General features: G+C 65.8%; 21 protein-coding genes. 9 read left to right on the plus strand and 12 right to left on the minus strand.

What is annotated here, in order from left to right; translation table 11 throughout:
• The first annotated feature begins 4 nt into the window (after nucleotides 1-4).
• Nucleotides 5-1,471: a glutamate--tRNA ligase gene (gene gltX / locus GV044_RS07000; RefSeq protein ID WP_159867300.1), complete on the plus strand. Its 1,467-nt coding sequence runs from the start codon at nucleotides 5-7 to the stop codon at nucleotides 1,469-1,471.
• Between the two features lie 13 nt (nucleotides 1,472-1,484).
• Nucleotides 1,485-2,768, plus strand: coding sequence for a citrate synthase (locus GV044_RS07005; RefSeq protein WP_159867303.1), 1,284 nt, complete (start codon nucleotides 1,485-1,487; stop codon nucleotides 2,766-2,768).
• 98 nt (nucleotides 2,769-2,866) lie between these two features.
• Here GV044_RS07005 and GV044_RS07010 read toward each other — a convergent pair whose 3' ends face one another.
• A complete protein-coding gene (locus GV044_RS07010; RefSeq protein ID WP_236554768.1) occupies nucleotides 2,867-3,550 on the minus strand; it encodes a hypothetical protein in 684 nt (227 codons plus the stop codon).
• Between the two features lie 340 nt (nucleotides 3,551-3,890).
• On the opposite strand from GV044_RS07010, the gene GV044_RS07015 reads away from it, so the two are divergent.
• On the plus strand, nucleotides 3,891-5,180 hold the full coding sequence (locus GV044_RS07015; protein WP_159867306.1) for an EAL domain-containing protein: 1,290 nt from the start codon (nucleotides 3,891-3,893) through the stop codon (nucleotides 5,178-5,180).
• 81 nt (nucleotides 5,181-5,261) lie between these two features.
• Here GV044_RS07015 and GV044_RS07020 read toward each other — a convergent pair whose 3' ends face one another.
• The 4 genes from GV044_RS07020 to GV044_RS07035 all read right to left on the minus strand — a co-directional run bounded on the left by GV044_RS07020 (nucleotide 5,262) and on the right by GV044_RS07035 (nucleotide 9,656).
• Entirely contained in the window at nucleotides 5,262-6,467 is a 1,206-nt protein-coding gene (locus GV044_RS07020) for a type III PLP-dependent enzyme (RefSeq protein ID WP_159867309.1), read from the minus strand.
• 335 nt (nucleotides 6,468-6,802) lie between these two features.
• On the minus strand, nucleotides 6,803-8,002 hold the full coding sequence (locus GV044_RS07025; protein WP_159867312.1) for a carboxynorspermidine decarboxylase: 1,200 nt from the start codon (nucleotides 8,000-8,002) through the stop codon (nucleotides 6,803-6,805).
• Nucleotides 8,003-8,079: 77 nt separating this feature from the next.
• A complete protein-coding gene (locus GV044_RS07030; RefSeq protein ID WP_159867315.1) occupies nucleotides 8,080-8,445 on the minus strand; it encodes a hypothetical protein in 366 nt (121 codons plus the stop codon).
• Entirely contained in the window at nucleotides 8,445-9,656 is a 1,212-nt protein-coding gene (locus tag GV044_RS07035; protein ID WP_159867318.1) for a saccharopine dehydrogenase family protein, read from the minus strand. The genes GV044_RS07030 and GV044_RS07035 overlap by 1 nt, the downstream gene beginning before the upstream one ends.
• 124 nt (nucleotides 9,657-9,780) lie before the next feature.
• Between GV044_RS07035 and GV044_RS07040 the strand changes: the two genes are divergently transcribed.
• Entirely contained in the window at nucleotides 9,781-10,752 is a 972-nt protein-coding gene (locus GV044_RS07040; protein WP_159867321.1) for a threonine/serine dehydratase, read from the plus strand.
• A complete protein-coding gene (locus GV044_RS07045) occupies nucleotides 10,752-11,012 on the plus strand; it encodes a hypothetical protein (protein WP_159867324.1) in 261 nt (86 codons plus the stop codon). The genes GV044_RS07040 and GV044_RS07045 overlap by 1 nt, the downstream gene beginning before the upstream one ends.
• A 12-nt stretch (nucleotides 11,013-11,024) precedes the next feature.
• On the opposite strand, the gene GV044_RS07050 is transcribed toward GV044_RS07045, so the two are convergent.
• From GV044_RS07050 to ilvD, 4 genes are read right to left on the minus strand one after another with little or no spacing between them, the layout of a single operon-like run.
• Entirely contained in the window at nucleotides 11,025-12,227 is a 1,203-nt protein-coding gene (locus GV044_RS07050) for a class I SAM-dependent RNA methyltransferase (RefSeq protein WP_159867327.1), read from the minus strand.
• Nucleotides 12,224-13,594, minus strand: coding sequence for an NAD(P)H-hydrate dehydratase (locus GV044_RS07055; protein ID WP_159867330.1), 1,371 nt, complete (start codon nucleotides 13,592-13,594; stop codon nucleotides 12,224-12,226). Before GV044_RS07055 ends, GV044_RS07050 begins: the two co-directional genes overlap by 4 nt.
• The gene (locus GV044_RS07060) at nucleotides 13,581-13,952 is read right to left on the minus strand and encodes a hypothetical protein (protein WP_159867333.1); all 372 of its coding nucleotides are present in this window, start codon (nucleotides 13,950-13,952) and stop codon (nucleotides 13,581-13,583) included. Before GV044_RS07060 ends, GV044_RS07055 begins: the two co-directional genes overlap by 14 nt.
• The gene (gene ilvD / locus GV044_RS07065; protein WP_159867336.1) at nucleotides 13,952-15,808 is read right to left on the minus strand and encodes a dihydroxy-acid dehydratase; all 1,857 of its coding nucleotides are present in this window, start codon (nucleotides 15,806-15,808) and stop codon (nucleotides 13,952-13,954) included. The genes GV044_RS07060 and ilvD overlap by 1 nt, the downstream gene beginning before the upstream one ends.
• A 359-nt stretch (nucleotides 15,809-16,167) precedes the next feature.
• Here ilvD and GV044_RS07070 point away from each other — a divergent pair, with 359 nt between their 5' ends.
• The gene (locus tag GV044_RS07070; protein WP_159867339.1) at nucleotides 16,168-16,473 is read left to right on the plus strand and encodes a hypothetical protein; all 306 of its coding nucleotides are present in this window, start codon (nucleotides 16,168-16,170) and stop codon (nucleotides 16,471-16,473) included.
• Nucleotides 16,474-16,531: 58 nt separating this feature from the next.
• Here the strand turns inward: GV044_RS07070 and GV044_RS07075 are convergent, their stop codons facing one another.
• From GV044_RS07075 to GV044_RS07085, 3 genes are all read right to left on the minus strand, one after another.
• The gene (locus GV044_RS07075) at nucleotides 16,532-17,257 is read right to left on the minus strand and encodes an N-formylglutamate amidohydrolase (RefSeq protein ID WP_159867342.1); all 726 of its coding nucleotides are present in this window, start codon (nucleotides 17,255-17,257) and stop codon (nucleotides 16,532-16,534) included.
• A gap of 26 nt (nucleotides 17,258-17,283) precedes the next feature.
• Nucleotides 17,284-18,096 carry a 4-(cytidine 5'-diphospho)-2-C-methyl-D-erythritol kinase gene (locus tag GV044_RS07080; RefSeq protein WP_159871028.1) on the minus strand — a complete coding sequence of 271 codons (813 nt, stop codon included), beginning with the start codon at nucleotides 18,094-18,096 and terminating at the stop codon, nucleotides 17,284-17,286.
• A 244-nt stretch (nucleotides 18,097-18,340) separates the two neighbouring features.
• Nucleotides 18,341-19,993: an electron transfer flavoprotein-ubiquinone oxidoreductase gene (locus GV044_RS07085; protein ID WP_159867345.1), complete on the minus strand. Its 1,653-nt coding sequence runs from the start codon at nucleotides 19,991-19,993 to the stop codon at nucleotides 18,341-18,343.
• Nucleotides 19,994-20,085: 92 nt separating this feature from the next.
• On the opposite strand from GV044_RS07085, the gene GV044_RS07090 reads away from it, so the two are divergent.
• From GV044_RS07090 to moaB, 3 genes are read left to right on the plus strand one after another with little or no spacing between them, the layout of a single operon-like run.
• Nucleotides 20,086-20,811, plus strand: coding sequence for a uracil-DNA glycosylase family protein (locus tag GV044_RS07090; protein ID WP_159867348.1), 726 nt, complete (start codon nucleotides 20,086-20,088; stop codon nucleotides 20,809-20,811).
• Nucleotides 20,812-20,868: 57 nt separating this feature from the next.
• Nucleotides 20,869-22,647: a lytic transglycosylase domain-containing protein gene (locus GV044_RS07095; protein ID WP_236554770.1), complete on the plus strand. Its 1,779-nt coding sequence runs from the start codon at nucleotides 20,869-20,871 to the stop codon at nucleotides 22,645-22,647.
• On the plus strand, nucleotides 22,637-23,164 hold the full coding sequence (gene moaB / locus GV044_RS07100) for a molybdenum cofactor biosynthesis protein B (protein ID WP_159867351.1): 528 nt from the start codon (nucleotides 22,637-22,639) through the stop codon (nucleotides 23,162-23,164). The genes GV044_RS07095 and moaB overlap by 11 nt, the downstream gene beginning before the upstream one ends.
• Nucleotides 23,165-23,437 lie beyond the last annotated feature (273 nt).

The following is a 23,437-nucleotide window of genomic DNA, read 5'->3' on the forward strand; positions in this document are numbered from 1 at the left end:
AGTGATGGCAAGCGGCAGCGTAACGCAGGCCACGCCAGGCGGAAACGCCGGCGCCCGGCCGGTCGTCACGCGGTTTGCGCCCTCACCGACGGGTTACCTCCATATCGGCGGAGCTCGCACGGCGCTGTTCAACTGGCTCTATGCTCGTCATCATGGCGGCAAGTACCTCCTGCGCATTGAAGACACCGACCGCGCACGATCGACCGAGCCGGCGATCGGCGCCATCTTCGACGGCCTGAGCTGGCTCGGCCTCGACGGTGACGAGCCTGCGACCTTCCAGTTCGCCCGCTCCGCCCGCCATGCCGAAGTCGCGCACAAGCTGATCGAGGCCGGCCAGGCCTATCGCTGCTACATGACGCAAGAGGAGCTCGCCGCTCACCGTGCCAAGGCGCAGGAGGAGCGGCGGCCGTTCCGATTGCTCAGCGCATGGCGTGATGCCGACGCTGCCGAATACCCGTCCGATGCCCCCTATGTCGTGCGCGTCAAGGCTCCTCGGGATGGCGAAACCGTCATCGACGATCTGGTCCAAGGCCGCGTTACCGTCCGCAACGAAGAGATCGACGACTTCGTCCTGCTGCGCTCTGACGGTACCCCCACGTACATGCTGGCGGTGGTGGTGGATGATCACGACATGGGCGTGACCCACGTGATCCGGGGCGACGACCACCTCAACAACGCGTTCCGCCAATTGGCGATCATCGATGCGATGAGCGCCATCGAAGGCTGGGAGCGGCCGGTCTATGGGCATGTGCCGCTGATCCATGGATCGGACGGAGCAAAGCTTTCCAAGCGCCATGGAGCGCTGGGCGTCGACAGTTACCGTGACGACCTGGGCATCCTGCCCGAAGCCTTGTTTAACTACCTGCTGCGGCTTGGCTGGGGACATGGCGACGACGAGATCATCGCCCGCGAGCAGGCCGTCGAGTGGTTCGATATGGCCGACGTCGGCAAGTCGCCCTCCCGCTTCGATCTGGTCAAGCTCCAGAACCTCAATGGTCACTACATGCGCGAGGCGGATGATGCCCGCCTCGCCGCCATGGTCGCCGAACGCCTTGGTGGTACGCCGGACCTTGATCTGCTCACCCGCGCCATGCCGGTGCTCAAGGTGCGCGCGAAGGACATCAACGAACTCGCTGACGGGGCTGCGTTCCTGTTTGCGACGCGACCGCTGGCGCTCAGCGAGAAAGCGGCCGCGCTGCTGACCGACGACGCGCAAGAGCGCCTCGCCGTCATGCACGATCGACTTGCCACTCAGGCGCAATGGTTGGCCGAGCCGCTCGAGGCGGCACTGAAAACCATGGCCGAGGAGCTGGGGCTAGGCCTCGGCAAGCTGGCACAGCCCCTGCGAGCTGCCCTGACGGGTCAGACGACCTCGCCAGGAATCTTCGACGTTTTGGTTCTGCTCGGCCGGGACGAGAGCCTTGCGCGGATTGCCGCGCAGGCTAGCGCTTCGGCAGGGTCGCATGTCTAGGGAGTAAAGACACTTGGCTAACCAGGCAAAACTCACCATCGCTGGCAAGGATTTCGACTACCCGGTTCTGCAAGGCAGCGTCGGTCCGGATGTGATCGACATCCGCAAGCTCTATGCGCAGACCGGGCAGTTCACCTTCGATCCCGGCTTCACTTCGACGGCGGCTTGCGAATCCGCGCTGACCTACATTGATGGTGACGAAGGCGTCCTTCTGCACCGCGGTTATCCGATCGGGCAGCTTGCCGAGCAATCCAGCTTCATGGAAGTGTGCTACCTCCTGCTGAACGGCGAGCTGCCAAGCGGGGCCGAGCTCGACAACTTCTCCACCACTATTACCCGCCACACCATGCTGCACGAGCAGCTTGCAACGTTTTACCGCGGCTTCCGCCGTGACGCGCACCCGATGGCGATCATGTGCGGCGTGGTCGGTGCGCTTTCGGCGTTCTACCATGACAGCACCGACATTGCGGACCCCGAGCACCGCAAGATCAGCTCGCACCGTCTGATTGCCAAGATGCCGACGATCGCGGCGATGGCGTACAAGTACTCGGTCGGGCAGCCCTTCCTCTACCCCGACAACAATCTCAGCTACACCGGCAACTTCCTGCGCATGACGTTCGGTGTGCCCGCGGAGGAATATGAGGTGGTGCCGGCCGTGGAAAAGGCGATGGACCGGATCTTCATCCTCCATGCCGACCACGAGCAGAACGCCTCGACCTCGACCGTGCGGCTTGCCGGATCGTCGGGCGCAAACCCGTTCGCGTGCATCGCCGCGGGTATCGCCTGCCTGTGGGGTCCTGCGCATGGCGGCGCCAACGAAGCGGCGCTCAACATGCTCAAGGAGATCGGCACGCCGGACAAGATCCCGCACTACATCGAGCGTGCGAAGGACAAGAACGATCCGTTCCGCCTGATGGGCTTCGGCCACCGCGTGTACAAGAACTACGACCCCCGCGCGACGGTCATGCAGTCGACCGTGCGCGAAGTCTTCGAAGCGCTCAAGGTCGACGATCCGCTGTTCGAGACCGCGCTGCGCCTCGAGGAACTGGCGCTGAAGGACGACTACTTCATCGAGAAGAAGCTGTTCCCCAACGTCGATTTCTATTCGGGCGTGATCCTCTCGGCGATCGGCTTCCCGACCACGATGTTCACCGTGCTGTTCGCGCTGGCTCGCACCGTCGGCTGGGTTGCGCAATGGAACGAGATGATCAGCGATCCAGGCCAGAAGATCGGCCGTCCGCGCCAGCTCTACACCGGCCCGACGCAGCGCGACTACGTGCCGCTCGACCAGCGCTGAGCCAGGCGCCGATCGGCGACGCTGCCTCGATTAGGAAAGGGCTCCGGTGCGAACCGGAGCCCTTTTTTGCTGAGACCGCCTTCCTGAGCAGGTAGCTTCTAAGCGCTGATCCTGCCGAACGGCATGAGCAGTTTGGCAAGGCTTGCCGCAGCCCGCCCGTCACCCTTGCGCAGCATGACCAGCAGTGCCGCGGCCTGTCTTTGCATCAGCCGATCGAAGACGTTGTCGGCGCTGGCAGCGACGGCCGCCTCCGCCAGGCGACGCGCTCCGGCCACATCCGCGGGATCGATCTGGATACGCTGCAGGCTGGCTAGCGCCGGAACGGCAGCATGATTGCCACCTAGCGCCAAGGCTCGACCAAGAGCGGTGTTGCCCGTTGCGGCCCGAGCGCCAAGCACGGTGCGCGCCATGAATGGCCCCAATTCGATCACCGCAGCAAGATGCCACCCGGCGAGCGCAAGGTGCGTCTCGGGGTTTCGCGGATCTGCCACGACGAGCGCTTCGAACTCACGTCTGGCAGCGATGACGTCGGCACGGCTGCGGGTAAGCTTACCGCGGTAACTGATGGCGAGGGCACGCTGCAGTCGTGCATTCTCGTCCCGCGGGTCGCGCTTGATCGCCGCGTCGGCCGAAGCGAGCGCCTGGCCTATCCGCGCGAGCGCCACACCCTTCTCGCGCGCACCGAACGCGGCACTCACCAGGATGTCACGCGCGCTTTCGGCGTGCACCGGCGTGCAGACAAGTGCGGAGCAGAGCCCCATCATCGCGGCGACATGCTTCATTCCGGGCTTCTCCCGCACGCGTTGGCGCGCACGCGTATGCTAAGCCACTGATGACGCGAAGCAATACCGAAAGCGGCGCCGGCGAAAGCGCGAGTAGTCATAAGCGGAGCAACTGCGTAAGCCGGATCACCGACATCGTGACGATTTCGCCGAGCTCTTAGAGGAATGTTAAGTATCCCTTATCAAGAATAAGCCACAAAACCCGCGTACTGAAACCTGGTCCCCCTAACGGAGCGCCGAGGAACTCCCTTGGCGATGAGGCATGCTGATCGGCGTATCCCCGCATGCCCTTTTTGACAGCGAGCAAACGCAGCGACAGCTTCGTGCCGCTTGCAGTCGCATGCTGCCTCTGGCGGTCGCGGTTTGCCTGGTCTGGACGCTGGTCTTCCTGATCCTAGCCGAGCCGCTCCTGGCGCTGATACTCGCCGCCGGCGCAGTCCTAATGGGTTGCTGCTGGATGATCTCGGAGCGGGTCTGCCTCTCGACCGGCATGATCCTCGCTGAAATCCTGTGCCTGGCGATCACGACGACGTTCTGCCTCGTCCTCGACCTTCCCACAGATGCGGTGCCCCGTACCAGCCATGGCTACTTCCTGGTCATCGGTTTCGGCGCCTATATCGATTTCCGCCGTGCGCCCGGCTTGGCACCGCTCGCTACTATCTGCGCCTCGATCTGCGGCTTCGTCGCCTTTTCGAGCATGCCGCTCCACTTCCAGTTTGCCCAGCCGGTCGCCGACCCGATCCGGATCGTCATGGCTTGGCTTAATGCCACCGCCACTGTCTTCCTCTTGGGAGCGATGCACTATGTCGTGCGGCGACGTGCGGCGCTCAACAAGAGGTTGGCGCGCGAGTTGGCATCTGCGGTTGCGCAGGGCGAACTGGAACTGCTGCTGCGACCCCAAGTGGATCGCTCGCGCAAGGTGATCGGGGCCGAGGCCGTGCTCCGCTGGAACCGCGTGACCGGGGCGCGCTTTGATGCGGGGGCATGCATGGCGACCGCCGAGAAGGCCGGCCTTGCCAGTCAGATCGACGCCTGGTTGCTCGCCGAGGCGGTGCATACCCTCTCGCGCTGGCAGCTGCGCTCCCACACCTACGATCTGGTTCTGAGCGTCGGCGTCAGTCCCGAACGCCTGCTGTCGGCTGGGTTCGTCGAGGAGCTGGGGGAGAGCCTGCGCTCGCATGGCGTCCATGCGCGCCATTTAAGGCTCGACCTGAACGGTCGCGCTGCGACTGCGGATTACGCGCCGCTCGTCGAGCGTATGGACCAGTTGCGAGCGCTGGGTCTGTCTATCGCCCTCAGTGGCGTAGGCACAGGCAGCAACGCCTTGACGTACCTCGAGCACATGCCGCTACAGCAGCTTAACCTCGACGCCAACTCCACGGCAGATGGCACGGACAACCGCAAGGCTGCGACGGTGGCGCGCAACCTGGTGGAATTGGCGCAGGAACTCGGCCTTACGGTCCTGGCGCAAGGCATCGAGATCGAGCCGCAGTTCGCGTTCATGCGCGAATGTGGCTGCCAATCCTTTGAAGGTCCGCTATTCGGATCGCCGTTGTCGCTGCAAGCCTTCGACGCTCATGTTCAAGCGACCCGCAGTGAACGGCTCCCGGCCGATGAGATGTCCCACTAATCTCACGCAGCATGACGAAAGAAGACCTCCCGAAGCACGTGCTTCGGAAGGCCTTCTTGCGATCAGAAGCTGCCGCTCAGCTCAGCGCAGCGAGACGACGTTGTCCGAGACGCGCGGATCCTTGCGCTCGCCGGTGTAGAGGCTGGCCATCGGCTCGTCCGTCACGATCACGCTCTCGCCCTGGCCGAAGCCGTTGAACGCGGTGCGCATCGCCGCGCCGTATGCGCCGAGCATGCCGATCTCGATGAAGTCACCCGCCTTGATGTCTGCCGAGAGCTGGAAAGGGCCTTCCATGTAGTCGGCATCGTCGCACGTGGGGCCGTAGAACGCGAAGTCCTCCATCACCTCGGAGCGCGCATCGTTGAGGATCTTGACCGGAAAGCGCCAAGCGACGTGCGCGGCATCGTAAAGGGCGCCGTAGGCACCATCGTTGATGTAAAGCTCCTTCCCACGGCGCTTCTCGACCTTGACGATCAGCGAGTTGTACTCGGCGCACAGCGCACGGCCAGGCTCGCACCACAGCTCGGCGTTGTAGGCGATCGGCAGCGCCTCGAAGTGACGGTGGATGATCGCGAAGTAGTCTTCCAGCGGCGGCGGCTCCATGCCCGGGTAGACCGAGGGGAAGCCTCCGCCAACATCGATCATGTCGATGACGACGCCAGCGTCGGCGATCGCCGCACGCACGCGCTCCAGCGCCTGGACATAGGCAAACGGGGTCATCGCCTGGCTGCCCACATGGAAGCAGACGCCGAGCCAGTCGGCGACCTGGCGAGTCTCCTGCAGCAGCGGACCTGCGTCGGCGAGGTCGATGCCGAACTTCGACGCGAGGCTCAGCTCCGAGTACTCGGACGAGACGCGCAGGCGCACGCAGAGACGCAAGTCGGCGGCCGGGTTGCCCTGATCGTCGGCGGTCGCCGCGACGATCTTCTCGAGCTCCTCGCGCGTGTCGAGGCTGAAGGTGCGCACGCCATGCACGAAGTAGGCCTCGCGGATGGCGCTGGCGGTCTTGACGGGGTGCATGAAGCACAGCGTCGCTTCGGGCAACACGCCACGAACAAGGCGAACCTCGGCGATCGAAGCCACGTCGTAGTGGGTGATGCCGCCCTTCCACAGGATCGGCAGCAGCTCAGGCGAAGGGTTCGCCTTTACCGCATAGAGCGACTTGCCCGGGAACTTCGTGGCGAAGAAACGTGCAGCCCGCTCCGCGGCGTGCGGACGGTTGAGGATAACGGGTTCGTCGGGCGAAAGGGCGCGCGCTACAGCCGATGCGTCAAGATGATGGTGCAACTCAAGGGACCCCCAAACGGATTGTTAGACAAGAGCTGCCTTGCGGTTTGGAAGTCCCCATGGGGCAGCGGAGGGCGGATATAGGGGGGTAGACCTGAATCGCAAGTGAAAAACACGGCCCGTCACAAAAGCTTCATGGAAGGATTTTTGCGCTCGGCTATGTGGCGGTAAAGTTGCGAAAACGCGTCGGTTTGGCGGCATCGTGTGGTCTCTCCCGTGCCGCGGCTCCAGGGCGACGGCATGCGATGAACGTCACTGACAGGAGGTGGTTTCGCCACTCAGGCCCGCGCGGGGCTTACGTGAGCTGGGCCGATCATTCATGCTACCGGCCTCGCTTAACTCAGACGATCACGGAAGTCCTCGTAATCAAAGCGCTTGATGCACTCGAGCGCATCGGTCCCCGAGTCCCACAACCAAATGGAAGGGAGCGGCACGCCGTTGAAGGTCGTGGTCTTGACCATCGAATAGTGCGCCTGATCGAGGAAGGCGAAACGTGCGCCCGGCTCGGCCGTGACTGGCAGAACATAGTCGCCGATGACGTCGCCAGCGAGGCACGAGGGGCCGCCCAGCCGAATGCGGCCCCCTCCCGGCCCGCCGAGCTCGTCGCCCGGACCGGCGCCCTCTCCCAGCATGGCCGGACGGTACGGCGCCTCGATCACGTCGGGCATGTGGCAGGTGGCGGAGATGTCGGTAATGGCCACCGGCATGCCGTTCCACCCGGTATCGAGCACAGTGCCCACCAGGATCCCGGCGTCGAGTGCGATGGCCTCGCCCGGCTCGATATAGACATCGGCGCCGGTATCCTCGGCGATGTCGGACAGGAACTCGATCAGTTCCTCGCGCTGGTAATCGGCGCGCGTGATATGATGGCCACCACCCAGGTTGATCCACTTGAACTGGCCGAAGTAGGGTTCGAGGTAGTCGAACACCTTGTCCCAAGTGCGTGCCAGCGGCTCGAAGTCCTGCTCGCACAAGGTGTGCATGTGGATGCCGTCGACCAGCTCCATATGCTCTTCCGTCAGCTGATCGATCGGAAAGCCCAGGCGTGAGTGCGGAGCGCAGGGATCATAGCGCGGCACCTCACCTTCGGCATGCAAGGGATTGATCCGCAAGCCGATATCGAAATCCTCTCCAGCTGCGCGGGCATGCTCGATGATCGGCCAAAGGCGCTCGATCTGGCCGGGTGAGTTGAAGATCACGTGGTCGGACAAGCGCAGGATCTCGGGCAGATCCTCGGGCTTGTAGGCCGCGCAGTAGGTCGTGATCTCGCCATCGTAGAACTCGGAGGCGAGGCGGGCTTCCCAAAGCCCTGAGGTGCACACGCCGTCGAGGTACTCGCCGACGATCGGCGCTGTCGACCACATCGAGAACGCCTTCAACGCCGCGAGCACCTTCGCGCCCGAACGCTCGCCTACATCCTGCAGCACGCGCAAGTTGGCACGCAGACGCGCCGCGTCGACGACGAAAGCGGGGCTGTCGACACGGCTGAGATCGAACTGGGCAAAGGCGCCTGGGTCGCCGGCTTTGGTTTCCATCTAGCTCAACCTTTCAGGACGATCATTAGACCTTGTCCGTTCGTGTCAGAGCCACGAAGGACCAGTTCACGTGCGGCTCAATCGACGCAGATCGCGTTCGAGGCTTTGCCGCCGACGATCTCCGAGTAGCATCCGAACATCCTGTCGTCGGCTTGGCACTGACCTGCCGTTGCGTCGCTCGCGTTGCCTTGGGCGATGCACTTGCCTTGGCACTGAGCCTTGTCGGTGCAGGCCTTGCCGGCATCGGCGAAGGGGTGGACGCACTGCTCGGCCTGGAGCCGTCCGCGCCGCTCCACCTGCCCGCCAACAGCGGCGCATGCCGCACGGTCAGCCACGCTCATATCACGCGGGAACGACTGCCCTCCGGCCTCTGGCGGCGCTTCGGTCGGGGTGCAACCGGCAAGGACGAGGCCGCCGAGCGCGGCGATGAGGAGCCGCCGCATCAGAATGCCAGCGGTCCGTCGAGTTCCTCGACAGTCCAGGGAAGGCCCTGCGTGTTTAGCATGTCCATGAACGGATCGGGATCGAGTTGCTCCATGTTGAACACGCCCTCGCCGCTCCATTTGCCCGTGAGCAGCATCGCCGCCCCGATCATCGCCGGCACGCCGGTGGTGTAGCTGACGGCCTGGTTACCGGTCTCGGCATAGGCCTCTTCGTGGTCGCAAATATTCTTTATATAGAATGTCTTCTCGCCCGAACCGTCCAGCGCTTCTCCGGTTGCGATGTCACCGATGTTGGTCTTGCCCTTGGTCGTTGGGCCGAGCGAAGCGGGTTCAGGCAGAACGGCTTTCAGGAACTGCAGCGGGATGATCTCGACGCCGTTGTAGGTGACCGGATCGATGCGAGTCATCCCGACATTCTGCAGTACGGTGAGGTGCTGGATGTAAGCGTCGCCGAATGTCATCCAGAAGCGCGCCCGCTCCATCTCGGGCAGGAACTTGGCGAGGCTTTCCAGCTCCTCGTGGTACATCATGTACATGTTCTTGGGCCCGACGCCCTCGAAGTCGAACTGCTGCTTCACGCCCATTGCCGGGGTCTCGACGAACTGGCCATTCTCCCAGTGACGCGCAGGCGCGGTCACTTCGCGGATGTTGATCTCCGGGTTGAAGTTGGTGGCGAAGGCCTGGCCGTGATCGCCGCCGTTGCAGTCGAGGATGTCGAGCAGGCGAATGGTCTTGAGCTTGTGCTTTTTCAACCACATAGCGAAGACACTTGTGACACCGGGATCGAAGCCCGAACCGAGCAGCGCCATCAGGCCGGCCGCCTTGAACTTGTCCTGATAGGCCCACTGCCAGTGGTATTCGAACTTGGCCTGGTCGCGCGGCTCGTAATTGGCGGTGTCAAGGTAGTTGGCGCCGGCTGCCAGGCACGCGTCCATGATCGCCAGGTCCTGGTAGGGCAGCGCCAGGTTGACGACCAGCTTGGGGCCGATGCTCTCGATCAGCTTGGTGGTGGCGGCGACATCGTCGGCGTCGATCGCATAAGTCTGGATGGTGACGCCAGTGCGCTCCTTCACCGACTGGGCGATCGCCTCGCACTTGGAAACGGTGCGGCTTGCGAGGTGGATGTCGGAGAAGATGTCCGCGTTCATCGCCATCTTGTGGACCGCAACCGATCCGACGCCGCCTGCGCCGATCACCAGAACCTTGCTCACTTGGCACTTCTCCTCATCCGGGGGGAACCCGCGAAGGTGGTGCATATAGGTCCGGCATATGACAACACAACAACGCCGCTACGGGGCTTGCTCCCGGTAGGGCGCAAGGCCTACCGCAACAGCCATGACCATCTCCCGTATGCCCACTCATGCCGGCGTGCAGCGCGCGGCTGAAAAGATCGCGGCTATCCTGCCGCCCACCCCATTGCTGCCGCTGGAGATCGATGGGCAGACGATCTGGTGCAAGGCCGAGTGCCTGCAGCCCGTTGGCGCATTCAAGATCCGCGGGGCATGGCACCGGCTGACCGATCTCGATGCAGCCGAACGCGCGCGCGGCGTCGTCGGTGTGTCGAGCGGCAACCATGCGCAAGGCGTCGCGTGGTCGGCAGCGCGGCTGGGGATTGCGGCCACCATTGTCATGCCGGTGGATGCGCCGGCGGTGAAGCTGGCGGCGACGCGCGCGCTCGGTGCGGAGGTCGTGCTCTACGATCGGCCCGCTGGCGAGAACCGCGACGAGGTGGCGGCGCGGCTGGTCGCCGAACGTGGCGCGACGTTGGTCCATGCCTTCGCCGATCCGTGGGTGATCGAAGGCCAGGGCAGCGCCGGGATCGAGATCGCGGCGCAAATGGCCGAGCTAGCGGGTGATGAGCCGCGACTGATCGTCGCGCCGTGCGGCGGTGGCGGCCTCGCAGGCGGGCTCGCGCTCGCGTGTCCGGACGCGCTAGTGGTGCCAGTCGAACCCGAGGGCTGGGATACGGTGGGGCAGAGCCTTGCCGCAGGGAGCCTGGTGCCGGTCGGCCCCGGCGCCCCGCCGACGAACTGCGATGCGCTACAGCCGCCGGTTACACACCAGATCAACCTCGATGTGCTGCAGGGCCGCGTGACGCAGGCGGCAACCGTGACGCCGAGCGAAGTGCGCGCGGCGCAGCGGCTCGCCTTTGCCAAGCTGCGGCTGGTCGTGGAGCCGGGCGGCGCGGCGGCGCTTGCAGCGGTGCTGGCGGGCAGGATCGCGGTGCAGCCGCGCACCGCCGTGATCCTGTCGGGTGGGAACACCGATCCCGCTGCCTACGCGCAAGTGCTGCTGGGAGACGATTGATGGACTTCGATGACCAGCTGCGTCGCTACTTCGGCACTGCCGACATGGACGCGATCGCGCCGCCCGCGCTGGCGGCCGGAATCGAGCGCATGGGTGTCGACCTCGGCATGGAGAGCGATCGCGGCCGCCGTTTCGCGCTGTGGACGCTGATGTACCTGCTCGGCGCCGCGCCCGATCTCGACGTTGCCTTCAAGGACGCCGACGATCGCGATGCCGCGCGTGACTTCATGGACATGATGGACCGGGCGACGCGCGAGTAGCTCGCACCTAAGCTAAGAGCGCACGAACAAGCTGGCCAGCTCGACGTGTGTCGACCAACGGAACTGGCCGATGGGCCGCAGCTCCGCCAGGCGATAGCCGCCGGCGACCAGCAGTCCGGCATCGCGCGCCCAGCTCGACGGGTTGCACGAGATGTAGACGACTCGGTCGACGGTGCTTTGTGCGATGTAGCCGACCTGTTCGCGCGCACCGGCGCGGGGCGGATCGAGCAGAACCGCGGCAAAGCGGTTCAGTTCGTCGGGCTGCAGCGGATTGCGGAAAAGGTCGCGATGCAGCGCATGGATGGGCACTTGCGCCCTCCCCGCCGCCATCCTGCAGGCAAGGTGCGCCTCACGCGCGGCTTCTGCGGCGAGCACCTTGGTGCCGGGTCCCACAAGCGCGAAGGCAAAGGTGCCGAGGCCGGAGAACAAGTCCGCGATCGTCGACGCCCCGGCTAGCCACTCGCGTGCAGCAGCGACCAGCGCCTCCTCGCCATCGCGAGTGGCCTGCAGGAAGGCGCCGGGCGGCAGCGACACCGGTACGCCGCCGAGGCGCACAGTAACGGGCTCCGGCTCCCAAGCGCCTTCTGGACCATAGCCTTGGTTGAGCGTGATCCGCGCCAGCGACTGGCGGCGCGCATAGTCCAACAGCGCCTCGGTGGCGGCGAGGCCTTCGACCTTCAGGCCCTTAAGCCCGAGATCGACACCTTGCTCGCTCAGCGCCATGTCCACTTCGACCGCCAGCTTGCCCGGCTGCGCAGCGAGCATCCGGCGCAAAGGTGCGACTTGCGCGAAGAGCTCGGGCGCGAGCACATGGCATTCGTGCATGTCGACGATGCGGTGCGATCCCATCTCGCGGAAGCCGATGGCGATCCGGCCGCCCACACGCTGGGCATGAAGCGTCGTGCGGCGCCGGGTGCGCGGAGGCGACAAGTGGGGAGGCGTAATCCGCTCGGGTTCGAGGCCCTGACCGGACGCCGCATTCGCGACGCGGCTGGCGACGAACTCGGTCAGCGTAGGCTCGTCGAGCTGCTGGAGCTGGCAACCCCCGCACGTACCAAAGTGGCGGCACGGCGGCGTGGCGTGACGCGGTCCCAGCTCCAGGGTTCCGTCCGCGAGCACCCGGTCGCCCGGCGCACTAAAGGCGAAATGGCGACCGTCCGACGTCACGCCATCACCCTTGGCAGCAATGCGGATGATCTCGTCAGGCTGGCTCACAGGCAGGCAGCCATGGCTTGGGGCAGATGCGCGACCAGGTCGTCCGCCGCGAACGCAGGTCCGGCCAGTCGCGCCGCCTCCCCGTGCAGCCACACAGCCTCGCAGGCGGCTTGTAACGGGTCGCCCGTCACGCCCAGCCGCGAGGCACACAGGCCGGCGAGGACGTCGCCGGTTCCCGCGGTGGAGAGCCAGGTCGATGCGCGCGGGGCGATCGAGACGCGGCCGTCCGGCGCCGCGATCACGGTGTCCGGCCCCTTGTACACGATCACGCTGCCGCTCTGCGAGGCGGCCTGCCGAGCACGCTCGATCTTGTTGCCCATCAATTCCGGAAACATCTTCGCAAATTCGCCTTCATGCGGAGTGATGATGGCCGGCGCGGTGAGCCCTGCAGGTCCCTTCTCGCCGAGCAGCCACAGCGCATCGGCGTCCGCCATCACCGGCACGCCGCTGCCAAGCGCGTCGTGCAACTTCTGCCACGCAGCATCGTCGCGCCCTAGTCCCGGCCCGACAAGCACCGCCTTGGCCTTGGTGAAGTCGGGCTTGTCAGCCTGAACGATGGCGTGGCTGGTCCGCACCGCCTTGGGCGCGCTCAACCGCACGTAGCCGCATCCGCCCCGCGCACAAGCTTCCGCTGCGAGGCCCGCCGCCCCGGGCATGGCGCCGCCAACGACTGCGACGAGGCCGCGCCGGTACTTGTGAGCGTCTGCCTCAGGTGCTCTCAGCGAGGGTCGAACCAGCACGTGTGCCGCGCCCGCTTGCTGCGTCACCCCAATGTCGACGAGTTGCAGCATGCCCATGCTGGCCACCGCAGGCATGAGACTATGAGTGTGCTTCCACGCGCCGAGTGCCAGGGTCAGGTCGCACGCCGGCAGGTCATCGGAAAGGAAGGCGCCGCTGTCGGCATCGACGCCGCTCGGCACATCGACCGCCACGGTGCGACGATGCGACTGCGCCAGCCTTGCCAGCAGCGCCACGTGCTCGGGTGCAAGCGGGCGCGAGAGGCCGCTGCCGAACAGGCAGTCGACGAAGACCTCGCCCTGAACAATCGCTTCGCTGTCCAGCACCGGACCTGCAAACAGAGCGCGTGCGTTGCGCGCCGCATCGGTGCGCGGCTCGCCAGCGGCAACAACCACCGCGTCGCCGCCGCGCTCGAGCAAGCTTTGCGCGACGACATAGCCGTCGCCGCCGTTGTTGCCCGGTCCGCACAGCACCGTCACACGCTGCCGCCCAGCGATGCGCCAGACCCAATCGGCGACGCCGCGCCCTGCGCGGTCCATCAAGGCCTCGACGCTGGTGCCGGCGGCGGTCAGGGCATCCTCGGCAGCGCGCATCTGCGCCACCGAGAGGATCTGGTCAGGGTTTCGCATCGGCCCGCTTGGACTTGATCTTGGCCGGAAAGAGGTAGCGGTCATCCGCCACGCTGACCGCCAGCTTGTCGCCCTCGATCGCCGTTCGCGCCTGCTCCGAACCATCGGCCACGACCAGCCCGCGGCCGTCACGCACCACGGCGAACCGGCGGAAGGCACCGTCCGGGTGCCGCACGATCAAGGTCAGCGTGTTGTCGACCTCGGCGCGATCGACGGCGCAGCTCTCGCTGAACTCGCGCGCCCCGGCCAGCGCGCAGGCGATGCGCTCGCCCCCCTCTGCCACCTTCGGAGTCTCGTCCGCCTGCTGTGACGAGCAGCCGGCCAGCAGCACCAGCGCGAGAACGGCAGCGCCGCGCATCAGCCGCGCTTCAGCTGCGACACGTCCCGCACCGCACCGCGCGCAGCGCTGGTGGTCATCGCCGCATAGGCCTGCAACGCCACCGAGACCTTGCGCGGCCGCGGGTGAAGTGGGGTCCAGGCGTGGACGCCCCGCGCCTCCATCGCGTCGCGCCGCTCCTTCAGCACCGCGTCGGAGACGGCGAGGTTGATGGTGCGATTGGGGATGTCGATCTCGATTACGTCGCCGTTCTCGATGAGGCCAATGGCGCCGCCTTCCGCCGCTTCGGGCGAGGCATGGCCGATCGACAGGCCCGACGTGCCGCCAGAGAAGCGCCCGTCGGTGATCAGCGCGCAGGCTGCGCCCAAGCCCTTCGACTTCAGGTAGCTGGTCGGGTAGAGCATTTCCTGCATGCCCGGCCCGCCGCGCGGTCCTTCGTAGCGTATCACCACTACGTCCCCCGCCACGACCTGGCCTCCGAGAATGCCCGCGACCGCTGCGTCCTGACTCTCGTAGACCCGCGCCGGACCGGTGAACTTCAGGATCTTCTCGTCGACACCCGCGGTCTTCACGATGCAGCCGTCGAGCGCGATGTTGCCCGAGAGCACGGCCAATCCGCCGTCCTGGCTGAAGGCATGCTCGGCCGAGCGGATCACGCCGGCCTCGCGGTCGATGTCGAGGCTTTCCCACCGGCGTGCCTGGCTGAACGCGGTCTGCGTCGGCACGCCGCCAGGCGCCGCGGCGTAGAACTCACGCACGTCACTGGAGGGCTGCAGCGCGATGTCCCAGCGCGCGATGGCATCGCCGATGCTCTTCGAGTGCACGGTGGGCAAGTCGCTGTTGATCAGGCCCGCGCGGTCGAGCTCACCCAGGATCGCCATGATGCCACCCGCCCGGTGGACGTCCTCCATGTGGACGTCGGACTTGGCCGGCGCGACCTTGGACAGGCACGGCACCTTGCGGCTCAAGCGGTCGATGTCGGCCATGGTGAAGTCGATCCCTGCCTCATGCGCTGCGGCGAGCAGGTGGAGCACGGTGTTGGTCGAACCGCCCATCGCGATATCGAGGCTCATCGCATTCTCGAAGGCGCCGAAGCTGGCGACGTTGCGCGGCAGGACGCTGGCGTCCTCGCCCTCGTAGTAGCGATGACACAGGTCGACGGCGACCCGGCCAGCTTCCAGGAACAGCCGCTCGCGATCGGCATGGGTCGCCAGCATCGAACCGTTCCCAGGCAGCGACAGGCCCAGCGCCTCGGTCAGGCAGTTCATCGAGTTGGCGGTGAACATGCCCGAGCACGATCCGCACGTCGGGCAGGCCGAGCGCTCGATTGTCGCGACATCCTCGTCGGAGTAGGACTCGTCGGCTGCGGCAACCATGGCGTCGACCAGGTCGAGCGCGTGCTCCTTACCCTTCAGGATGACCTTGCCGGCCTCCATCGGACCGCCCGAGACGAACACGGCCGGTATGTTGATGCGCAGCGCCGCCATCAGCATGCCCGGCGTGATCTTGTCGCAGTTGGAGATGCAGACCATCGCATCGGCGCAGTGCGCGTTGACCATGTACTCGACGCTGTCGGCGATCAGGTCGCGGCTGGGCAGCGAGTAGAGCATGCCGTCGTGGCCCATGGCGATGCCATCGTCGACCGCGATGGTATTGAATTCCTTCGCGACGCCGCCTGCCGCCTCGATCTGGCGCGCGACCAGCTGGCCGAGGTCCTTCAGGTGCACGTGGCCCGGCACGAACTGCGTGAACGAGTTCACCACCGCGATGATCGGCTTGCCAAAGTCGGAGTCCTTCATGCCCGTCGCACGCCAGAGCCCGCGTGCGCCCGCCATGTTGCGGCCGTGGGTGGTGGTACGGGAACGATAGGCAGGCATGGCACGGCTCCGGAAGGACGCTGGGCAAGGGAGATCGAAGCTCCCCCTACTCCACACGCTATTGCAGCCGAAGCGGAAAATAGCCGTCGTCTGCCGGCCGACTTGCGACGTGTGGAGCCATTTGCTCGCCGGGGCGTGCGCACGGCCCGGAGAACTGTCTTACGCTCCGTGTTATAAGTATTGTTGCGGATGGAGAGAGCATCAGCTTGAAGCCGCAAGAAGAACCGAAGGATTAACGGATCTTCATCATAGTCGCCTGCACAAGACAGGCTTCGTCGGGAGCGGACGCAAGTGTTTGATAGCAGATCGTAAAGGCAGGTTTGCAATGGGTCGTATCAGGTAATGCTAGGAGCTTCACGATGATCGCATGGAAAGCAACTTTTGCCTTCGGCTCCGCTATGGGCCTGGCTCTTGCCCTGCCGGCGGCGGCGCAGACTGCCGCAACGCAAGCTGCGAACTTTCAGGCAGCGCCCGGAGCGCCCGGCCAGTACCAGTCCGATTTCGCGCGCATGCGCAATGACGATCTCGAGCGCGGGAACGGCGGCTACCATGGTGAGGGCAAGGACAAGGGCAAGGGCCATGACAGCCATGGCAATGGCCATGGCTATGGTCACGGACACGGTCACTGCGACGATGGCGACCGCTGCCACGCCAGCCCGGGCTGAAGGCTAGCGTGCCATGTCGCGCCGACCGGTCGGCAAGCATCCGGACTCGCGGATGAAGTCAGCTGAAGTGGTGCGCCACGGCCTGAGTGATGCGTCCGAGACGTTCTGCCCAGGCCGCTTGCCCAGGCGCATCGCCGATCTGATCCTGGCGGACCTCGATGCCGAGGTATAGCCGCCCTTGCGCCTCGGCGTGGCGGTTCATCGTCGCGTTGAGGATCTTGCCTGAGTACGGCTGTTGATCACCCACGATCAGCCCCTCGGCTTCGAGCAGCGAGATCGCCAGGCGCGCGGCACGATCGTCTTCGTTGTAGAGGACACCAACATGCCATGGCCGCTGCTGCGTGGGATCGCTGGCGAGGCTCGGCGTGAAGCTGTGCAGCGACAGGATCAGCGCTGGCGGGGTCGCTTCCAGCACCGCCGCCAGTCCGGAATGATAGGGCTCGAAGAAGCGCATCATCCGCTCGGCGCGGTCTTCAGCACTGAGCGCATTTCCTGGGATCAAGTGGCCATCGCTGACCTGCGGGAGGATACCAGGCGCGTCGGGATCGCGGTTGAAGTCGCACACCAGGCGGCTGACATTCGCAAGGTATGCCGCGAAACCGGGGCGCGCCATCCGTTCGGCGACGCCCGCCACGCCGATGTCGACGGCGATATGCTGCTCGAGCAACTCGGGCGCGATGCCCAGGTCGACGCCATCGGGTACGCGGTTGGAGGCGTGATCGGCGACGACGAGGACGCCGCCGCTGCGAGGCTGGCCGAGAAGGCGATAAGTGTCGGACTGCACCCCGCCGCTATCCTCGTTCCGGCCGCTCAGCGCAAGGCGCCCGCGAGTTGCCACCAGTCTGGGTGCATGCGCGAGAGTTCCGCACTGGCCTGGTCCCGCTGCTCGGCGTTGTCATAGAGCCCGAAGCACGTCGCGCCCGAGCCCGACATGCGCACCACGAAGGCAGCGGTCTGCGCCAGTGCGGCGAGCACCCCGCCAATGGCGGGGCACAGCCGCAGGGCGGGCGCCTCCAGATCGTTGCGGCCTTCCAGCGCAATGGCGCGCAGCGGGCCGATCGGCATGGCGCCGCGGTCTACACCGTCCCAGCCCTTGAAGACCGGCCCCGTCGCCAGCGGCACGCGCGGGTTGACCAGCAGCACGGGCGTGCCGGCCAGGTCGTTGTCGACAGGCACCAGTTCCGTCCCAGTGCCAGTACCCACGCATGCCTGCGAGCGGACGCATGCGGGGACATCGGCGCCCAGCTTGGCCGCCCGCGCTTGCCAATCGTCGGGCAGCCCATGGGCCTGCTCGACCATGCGGAAGATCGCTCCGGCATCGGCCGATCCTCCGCCGAGACCGGCGGCGACCGGCAATCGCTTGTCGAGTTCGACCGCCCACCCGCGGCCATGCGGCAGCGTGTTCAGCGCCTTGGCCACGATGTTGCCGAACGGGGCGTCGATGCCGGAGGCGAACTCGCCGAAGATGCGCAGGCTGTCCTGCGAGGACGGCGCCGCGCTGACCTGGTCGCCTGCGTCCACGAAGGCGAACAGCGTCTCGAGCTCATGATAACCGTCGTCACGCCGCCGCCGGACGTGCAGCGCCAGGTTGATCTTGGCGTAGGCGGTTTCGGTCAGCACCAGCACGTCCTTGTGGAAGCCAACAGATGCGATCGCTAAGCCCGACGCAACGTCATGATCCCCGTCACCTTGAACTTGTTTCAGGATCAATTGCTCCGCAAGCGGCGCGCCGTATTTCGGCAGGCTGCACTATCCGCTGGCGAACCGAACCCTCGACTGAGCGGCCGATAGACCCTGAAACAAGTTCAGGGTGATGAAGACCGATCGGGATGCAAAGGCGCCCTGCAAGCAGGAGCGCGCCGGCCAATTACATATTCGGGTAGTTCGGCCCGCCACCGCCTTCCGGCGCGGTCCAGACGATGTTCTGGCCGGGATCCTTGATGTCGCACGTCTTGCAATGGACGCAGTTCTGCGCGTTGATCTGGAACTTCACGCCGCCCGTCGCCTCGTTCGGCACGTATTCGTAGACACCCGCCGGGCAGTAACGTGTCGAGGGGCCGCCGAAGACCGGCAGTTCGGTTTCCAGCGGGTAATCCGGGTCCTTCAGCACGAGGTGGACCGGCTGATCCTCCTCGTGGTTGGTAAAGGAGTAGGACACGCTGGTCAGGCGATCGAACGTCAGCACGCCATCGGGCTTGGGATAGGCGATCGGCCGGAACAGGTCGGCTCGCCGCAGCGCCGAGGCGTCGGTGTGGTGTTTCATCACCGGGAACGCCGGTAGCTTGAGGTACCGCAGCCACATGTCGATGTCGGCCAGCGCCGATCCGAACAGGTCGCCGTGGAACTTGGCCGTTAGCGGCTCGGCGTTCTGGACCTGCTTCAGCTCCTTGGCGATCCAGCTGTCGCGCAGTCTTGCCTCATAAACGTCGAGGCTGTCCTGCTCACGCCCGGCGGCGACCGCCTCGGCGATCGCCTCTGCGGCGAGCATGCCGCTCTTCATCGCGGTGTGCGTGCCCTTGATCCGCGGCACGTTGACGAACCCGGCCGAGCAGCCCGCAAGCACGCCGCCTGGGAACGCCAGCTTGGGGACCGACTGCCAGCCACCCTCGTTGATCGCACGGGCACCGTAGGCCACGCGCTTGCCGCCTTCGAGCAGTTCGCGGATCGCCGGGTGGGTCTTCCACCGCTGGAATTCCTCGAAGGGGTAAACGTAGGGGTTCTCGTAATCGAGCGCCGTCACCAGCCCGAGCGCGACCTGGTTGTTCGCCTGGTGGTACAGGAACGCGCCGCCCCAGGTGTTGCTCTCCGACAGGGGCCACCCTTGCGTGTGGAGCACACGACCCGGCACGTGCTTGGCCGGATCGATATCCCACAGCTCCTTGATGCCGATGCCGTAGATCTGCGGCTCGCACTCGGCTTCGAGGTTGAACTGCGCCTTCAGCCGCTTGGTCAGGTGACCGCGCGCGCCTTCGCAAAACACGGTGTACTTGCCGAGCAGCTCCATGCCGGGCTCGAAATCCGACTTCTCGCTGCCGTCGCGGGCGATGCCCATGACGCCGGCGACCACGCCAGTCACGGCGCCGTTCTCGTCGAACAGGACTTCGCTGGCCGAGAAGCCCGGGAAGATCTCCACTTCCAACGCCTCGGCCTGCTCGGCCAGCCAGCGGCACAGGTTGCCCAGCGAGCCGGTGTAGCAGCCCTTGTTGGACATGAACGGCGGCATGAATGCGTGCGGGATCGGCAGCTTGCCGGTCTTCGTCAGGTACCAGTGCCAGTTGTCCGTGACCGGCGTGTCGGCCAGGAAGCAACCGTCCTCGCGCCAAGTCGGCAGCAGCTCGTCCAGCGCCCGCGGATCGATCACTGCGCCCGACAGGATGTGCGCGCCGATCTCCGAGCCTTTTTCCAGGACGCAGACGCTCAGGTCCGGATTGACCTGCTTGAGCCGGATCGCGGTCGACAACCCAGCAGGGCCACCACCGACGATCACGACGTCGAACGGCATCGATTCACGTGTCGTCATGGACTTCTCGGTTCCCAGAGCGCTTGTTCAATCGCGCGATTAAATTTGCAAACGCCTTGATTGGTCGCGTGCGGCAGGTCAAGACCCGAGGCATGGGGATCGGAACAAATCCGGATTACGCAAGCGCGATCGCGGCGACTCTCGACTGGTGGCGTGACGCGGGCGTGGACATGGCGTTCGAGGACGCGCCGCGCTCCTGGCTGCCCCTTGCCGAGCCGGACCATCCCGCTCCCCGCGAGTCGCGCCGGCCGGCGCCCGAGCCGGAGGCACCCGCTCCACCTGCGCTGCTCCCGGCCACGCTGGAGGCATTCCATGCCTGGTGGATGTCCGCGCCGGAACTCGATGGCGGACGCTGCACCGGCCGAGTGCCGCCGCGCGGCGCCGCCTCGCCCGAACTCATGATCATCGCCTGCGCTCCTGAAAGCGCTGACCGCGAACTGCTGCTGTCCGGCCCCGAAGGCAGCGTGCTCGATGGCTTCATCAAGGCGTGCGGCCTGTCAGAAGAGCAGGTCTATCGAGCGAGCGCCCTGCCCTGCCACGCTCCGGGGACGGACTGGTCGCCACAGGCCAATCAGATCATCTCGCGCGCGCTGATCCAGCACATCGCACTGGTCCGCCCCAAGCGGGTGCTGGTGTTCGGTTTCGTCATCCTGCCGCTGCTCGGCCACGACTCACCTCAAGTCCCTGCCGTTTCACTCAGTTTTAACCATGAGGGAGCGACGGTGCCGCTGCTCACAGTGCGCAGAGTTCCGGCAGCGGCCTCGCAGCCGCGTTGGAAGTCCGCGCTGTGGCAGGCATGGCTCGACTGGTCGGCATGATCGTAGACGCGTCGGCGGTCGAGCGGGATCGGATCGTTTAGGGATCGGGGTGAAACCTTGAAGACTGCTGCAAAGGCCGGGCTGCTCGCCCTTCTGAGCGCTGCTTCGCTCGCCGCAAGTCCGGCGTTCGCGAACAGCGCCGCGGTGGATTACTTCCGTACGCGCGCGGATCGGACCGCCGTTCCATCGCTGCTCACGCTCGATGAGCGCGATTACTACCGCAAGCTCTTCGCCGCGATCGACAGCAAGGACTGGACCACAGTCCAGACGCTGTTCGCTCAGAAGAGCGACGGTCCGCTTCATCAGCAGGCCCGCGCCGAGTATTTCCTGGCGTCCGGATCTCCCAAGATCGAACTGACCGACCTGCAAGCCTGGCTGTCGCAAGGCACCGAGCTCCCGGATGCCGACCAGATCAGCCGACTTGCGCTGAAGCGCGGCGCCGTCAGCCTGCCGTCAGTGCCGACGGCACAGCGCTTTGCCACGCTGCCTTCGCTGCCCAAGCGCATCAAGCCTGGCGCGATCAACGACGGGACGATGCCGGGCACGGTCTCGGCGGGTATCCTGGAGCGGATCAAGGCCGACGATCCGATGGGCGCGCGGGTGCTGCTTGACGGTATCGATGCCTCGCTCAGCCCCTCGGCTCGCGCCGAATGGCGCCAGCGGGTGGCCTGGAGCTTCTACATCGAGAACCAGGACGCGCAGGCCTACGAAGTCGCGCAGCTGGGCGCGCAGGGTCAGGGCCCGTGGGTCGGCGAATCCTGGTGGACCGCTGGCCTTGCCGCCTGGCGCCTAGGCGACTGCGACGGTGCGGCCGACGCTTTCAAGAACACCGCTGCCCGCTCCGAGAACGCCGAGCTGACGTCTGCCGCATACTACTGGCAAAGCCGCTCGCTGGTGCGCTGCCGCAAGCCCGAGCAGGCCGCTGCCATCCTGCGCAAGGCCGCCGTGCGCGACGAGACGCTGTATGGCATGCTCGCCGCCGAACAGCTCGGCCTGCGCCTGCCGGAGCAGCACTCCGCCGCCGACTTCACGCAAGGCGACTGGCAGCAGCTGCGCAACGACAACAACATCCGCGTCGCCGTTGCGCTGAGCGAGATCGGCGAGGATAGCTTGGCTGACGAAGTGCTGCGCCACCAGGCGCGCATCGGCAGCCCTTCCGAGTTCGAGCCGTTGACCCGCCTCGCGCGCGACTTGGGCCTGCCCAAGACGCAGCTGTGGATGGCCTACAACGCACCATATGGCGGCAAGCCTGCACCAGCCACGCGCTTCCCGACGCCCAAGTGGGTGCCGGTGGGTGGCTGGCAAGTCGATCCGGCGCTGGTCTACGCGCACGTGCTGCAGGAGTCGGTGTTCCAGACCTCTGCGGTCAGTCCGGCAGGTGCACGCGGTCTGATGCAGATCGTGCCCGCGGCCGCGCAGGATCACAGCGGCGCGCTGGGCTACTCCGGCTCGCCGAGCGACCTCAACAAGCCCGAGGTCAACCTCGCGTTCGGCCAGCGTCACCTGCAGATGCTGAAGAACTCGGGCGCGACGCAAGGACTGCTACCCAAGGTCATGGCCGCCTACAACGCTGGCCTGGTTCCCACCGGCCGGTGGAACAGCGAAGTGCGTGACCAGGGCGATCCGCTGTTGTGGATGGAGTCGCTGCCGTACTGGGAGACGCGCGGCTACGTGAACATCGTCATGCGCAACTACTGGATGTACGAACGCCAGGCCGGCGGCGCCTCCGAAAGCCGCGAGGCCTTGGCACAGGGCATGTGGCCTACCTTCCCGGGCTTGGGCAGCGCCAAGGGCGTGCGCATGGCGGCGAACGGAGCGGTGCTGCGTGGCCGTTGATCCGGAGCGCACCTTCAAGCCGATCCAGATCGCCCTGCTCACCGTCTCCGACACGCGGGGTCCGGAGAACGACACCTCAGGCGACATCCTGGCCGATCGCATCACGGGCGCCGGGCACACGCTCAGCCAGCGCACCATCGTGCGCGACGACGTGCCGACGCTGGTCGCGCAGCTTAACGCCTGGATCGACGATAGCTCCGTCGATGCCGTGATCATCACCGGCGGCACCGGCCTCACCGGCCGCGACGTCACGCCTGAGGCCTTGGACCAAGTCAAGGAGAAGGACATCCCGGGCTTCGGCGAGCTGTTCCGCTGGCTCAGCTACAAGACGATCGGCACCTCGACCGTGCAGAGCCGTGCATGCGCCGTCCTCTCGCGCGGGACCTACATCTTTGCCCTGCCCGGTTCGAACGGGGCGGTGAAAGATGGTTGGGACGGCATCCTCGCCGAGCAGCTCGACAGCCGCAACCGCCCCTGCAACTTCGTCGAGCTGATGCCGCGCCTGCGCGAAGTTTAGAAGCTACTGTTCCGGCAGAGTGGGCTTGCCGCACTGTCAGCTGGCATGCTTCGACACGCTCAGCATGGGCGGCGACAGGTGACACGACGCAATGGTGAGAGAACGTCACCAACTTGCGGCCTCCCTCCAACACCGCCAAGGCTGGAACGTGCGGCCTCCCTCCAACATCGCCCAGGCTGAGCTTGTCGAAGCCCACTCCCGGCCTCGCGTAAGACGCTGATTCCCCCCTTAGGACCGCCAAACTCTTGACGATAAGTTCTTGGTATGTTCTCA

Source organism: Novosphingobium sp. 9U (assembly GCF_902506425.1).
Classification (GTDB): Bacteria; Pseudomonadota; Alphaproteobacteria; order Sphingomonadales; family Sphingomonadaceae; genus Novosphingobium.

Bases quoted from the DNA above. Each gene is read 5' to 3' on its own strand.
- GV044_RS07030 (WP_159867315.1), bottom strand. From the start codon at position 8,445: ATGCGGCGGCTCCTCATCGCCGCGCTCGGCGGCCTCGTCCTTGCCGGT.
- GV044_RS07060 (WP_159867333.1), bottom strand. From the start codon at position 13,952: ATGCGCGGCGCTGCCGTTCTCGCGCTGGTGCTGCTGGCCGGCTGCTCG.
- GV044_RS07025 (WP_159867312.1), bottom strand. From the start codon at position 8,002: ATGGAAACCAAAGCCGGCGACCCAGGCGCCTTTGCCCAGTTCGATCTC.
- GV044_RS07010 (WP_236554768.1), bottom strand. From the start codon at position 3,550: ATGAAGCATGTCGCCGCGATGATGGGGCTCTGCTCCGCACTTGTCTGC.
- GV044_RS07085 (WP_159867345.1), bottom strand. From the start codon at position 19,993: ATGACGACACGTGAATCGATGCCGTTCGACGTCGTGATCGTCGGTGGT.
- GV044_RS07040 (WP_159867321.1), top strand. From the start codon at position 9,781: ATGACCATCTCCCGTATGCCCACTCATGCCGGCGTGCAGCGCGCGGCT.
- gltX (WP_159867300.1), top strand. From the start codon at position 5: ATGGCAAGCGGCAGCGTAACGCAGGCCACGCCAGGCGGAAACGCCGGC.
- GV044_RS07015 (WP_159867306.1), top strand. From the start codon at position 3,891: ATGCTGCCTCTGGCGGTCGCGGTTTGCCTGGTCTGGACGCTGGTCTTC.
- GV044_RS07070 (WP_159867339.1), top strand. From the start codon at position 16,168: ATGATCGCATGGAAAGCAACTTTTGCCTTCGGCTCCGCTATGGGCCTG.
- ilvD (WP_159867336.1), bottom strand. From the start codon at position 15,808: ATGCCTGCCTATCGTTCCCGTACCACCACCCACGGCCGCAACATGGCG.
- GV044_RS07090 (WP_159867348.1), top strand. From the start codon at position 20,086: ATGGGGATCGGAACAAATCCGGATTACGCAAGCGCGATCGCGGCGACT.
- GV044_RS07055 (WP_159867330.1), bottom strand. From the start codon at position 13,594: ATGCGAAACCCTGACCAGATCCTCTCGGTGGCGCAGATGCGCGCTGCC.
- GV044_RS07045 (WP_159867324.1), top strand. From the start codon at position 10,752: ATGGACTTCGATGACCAGCTGCGTCGCTACTTCGGCACTGCCGACATG.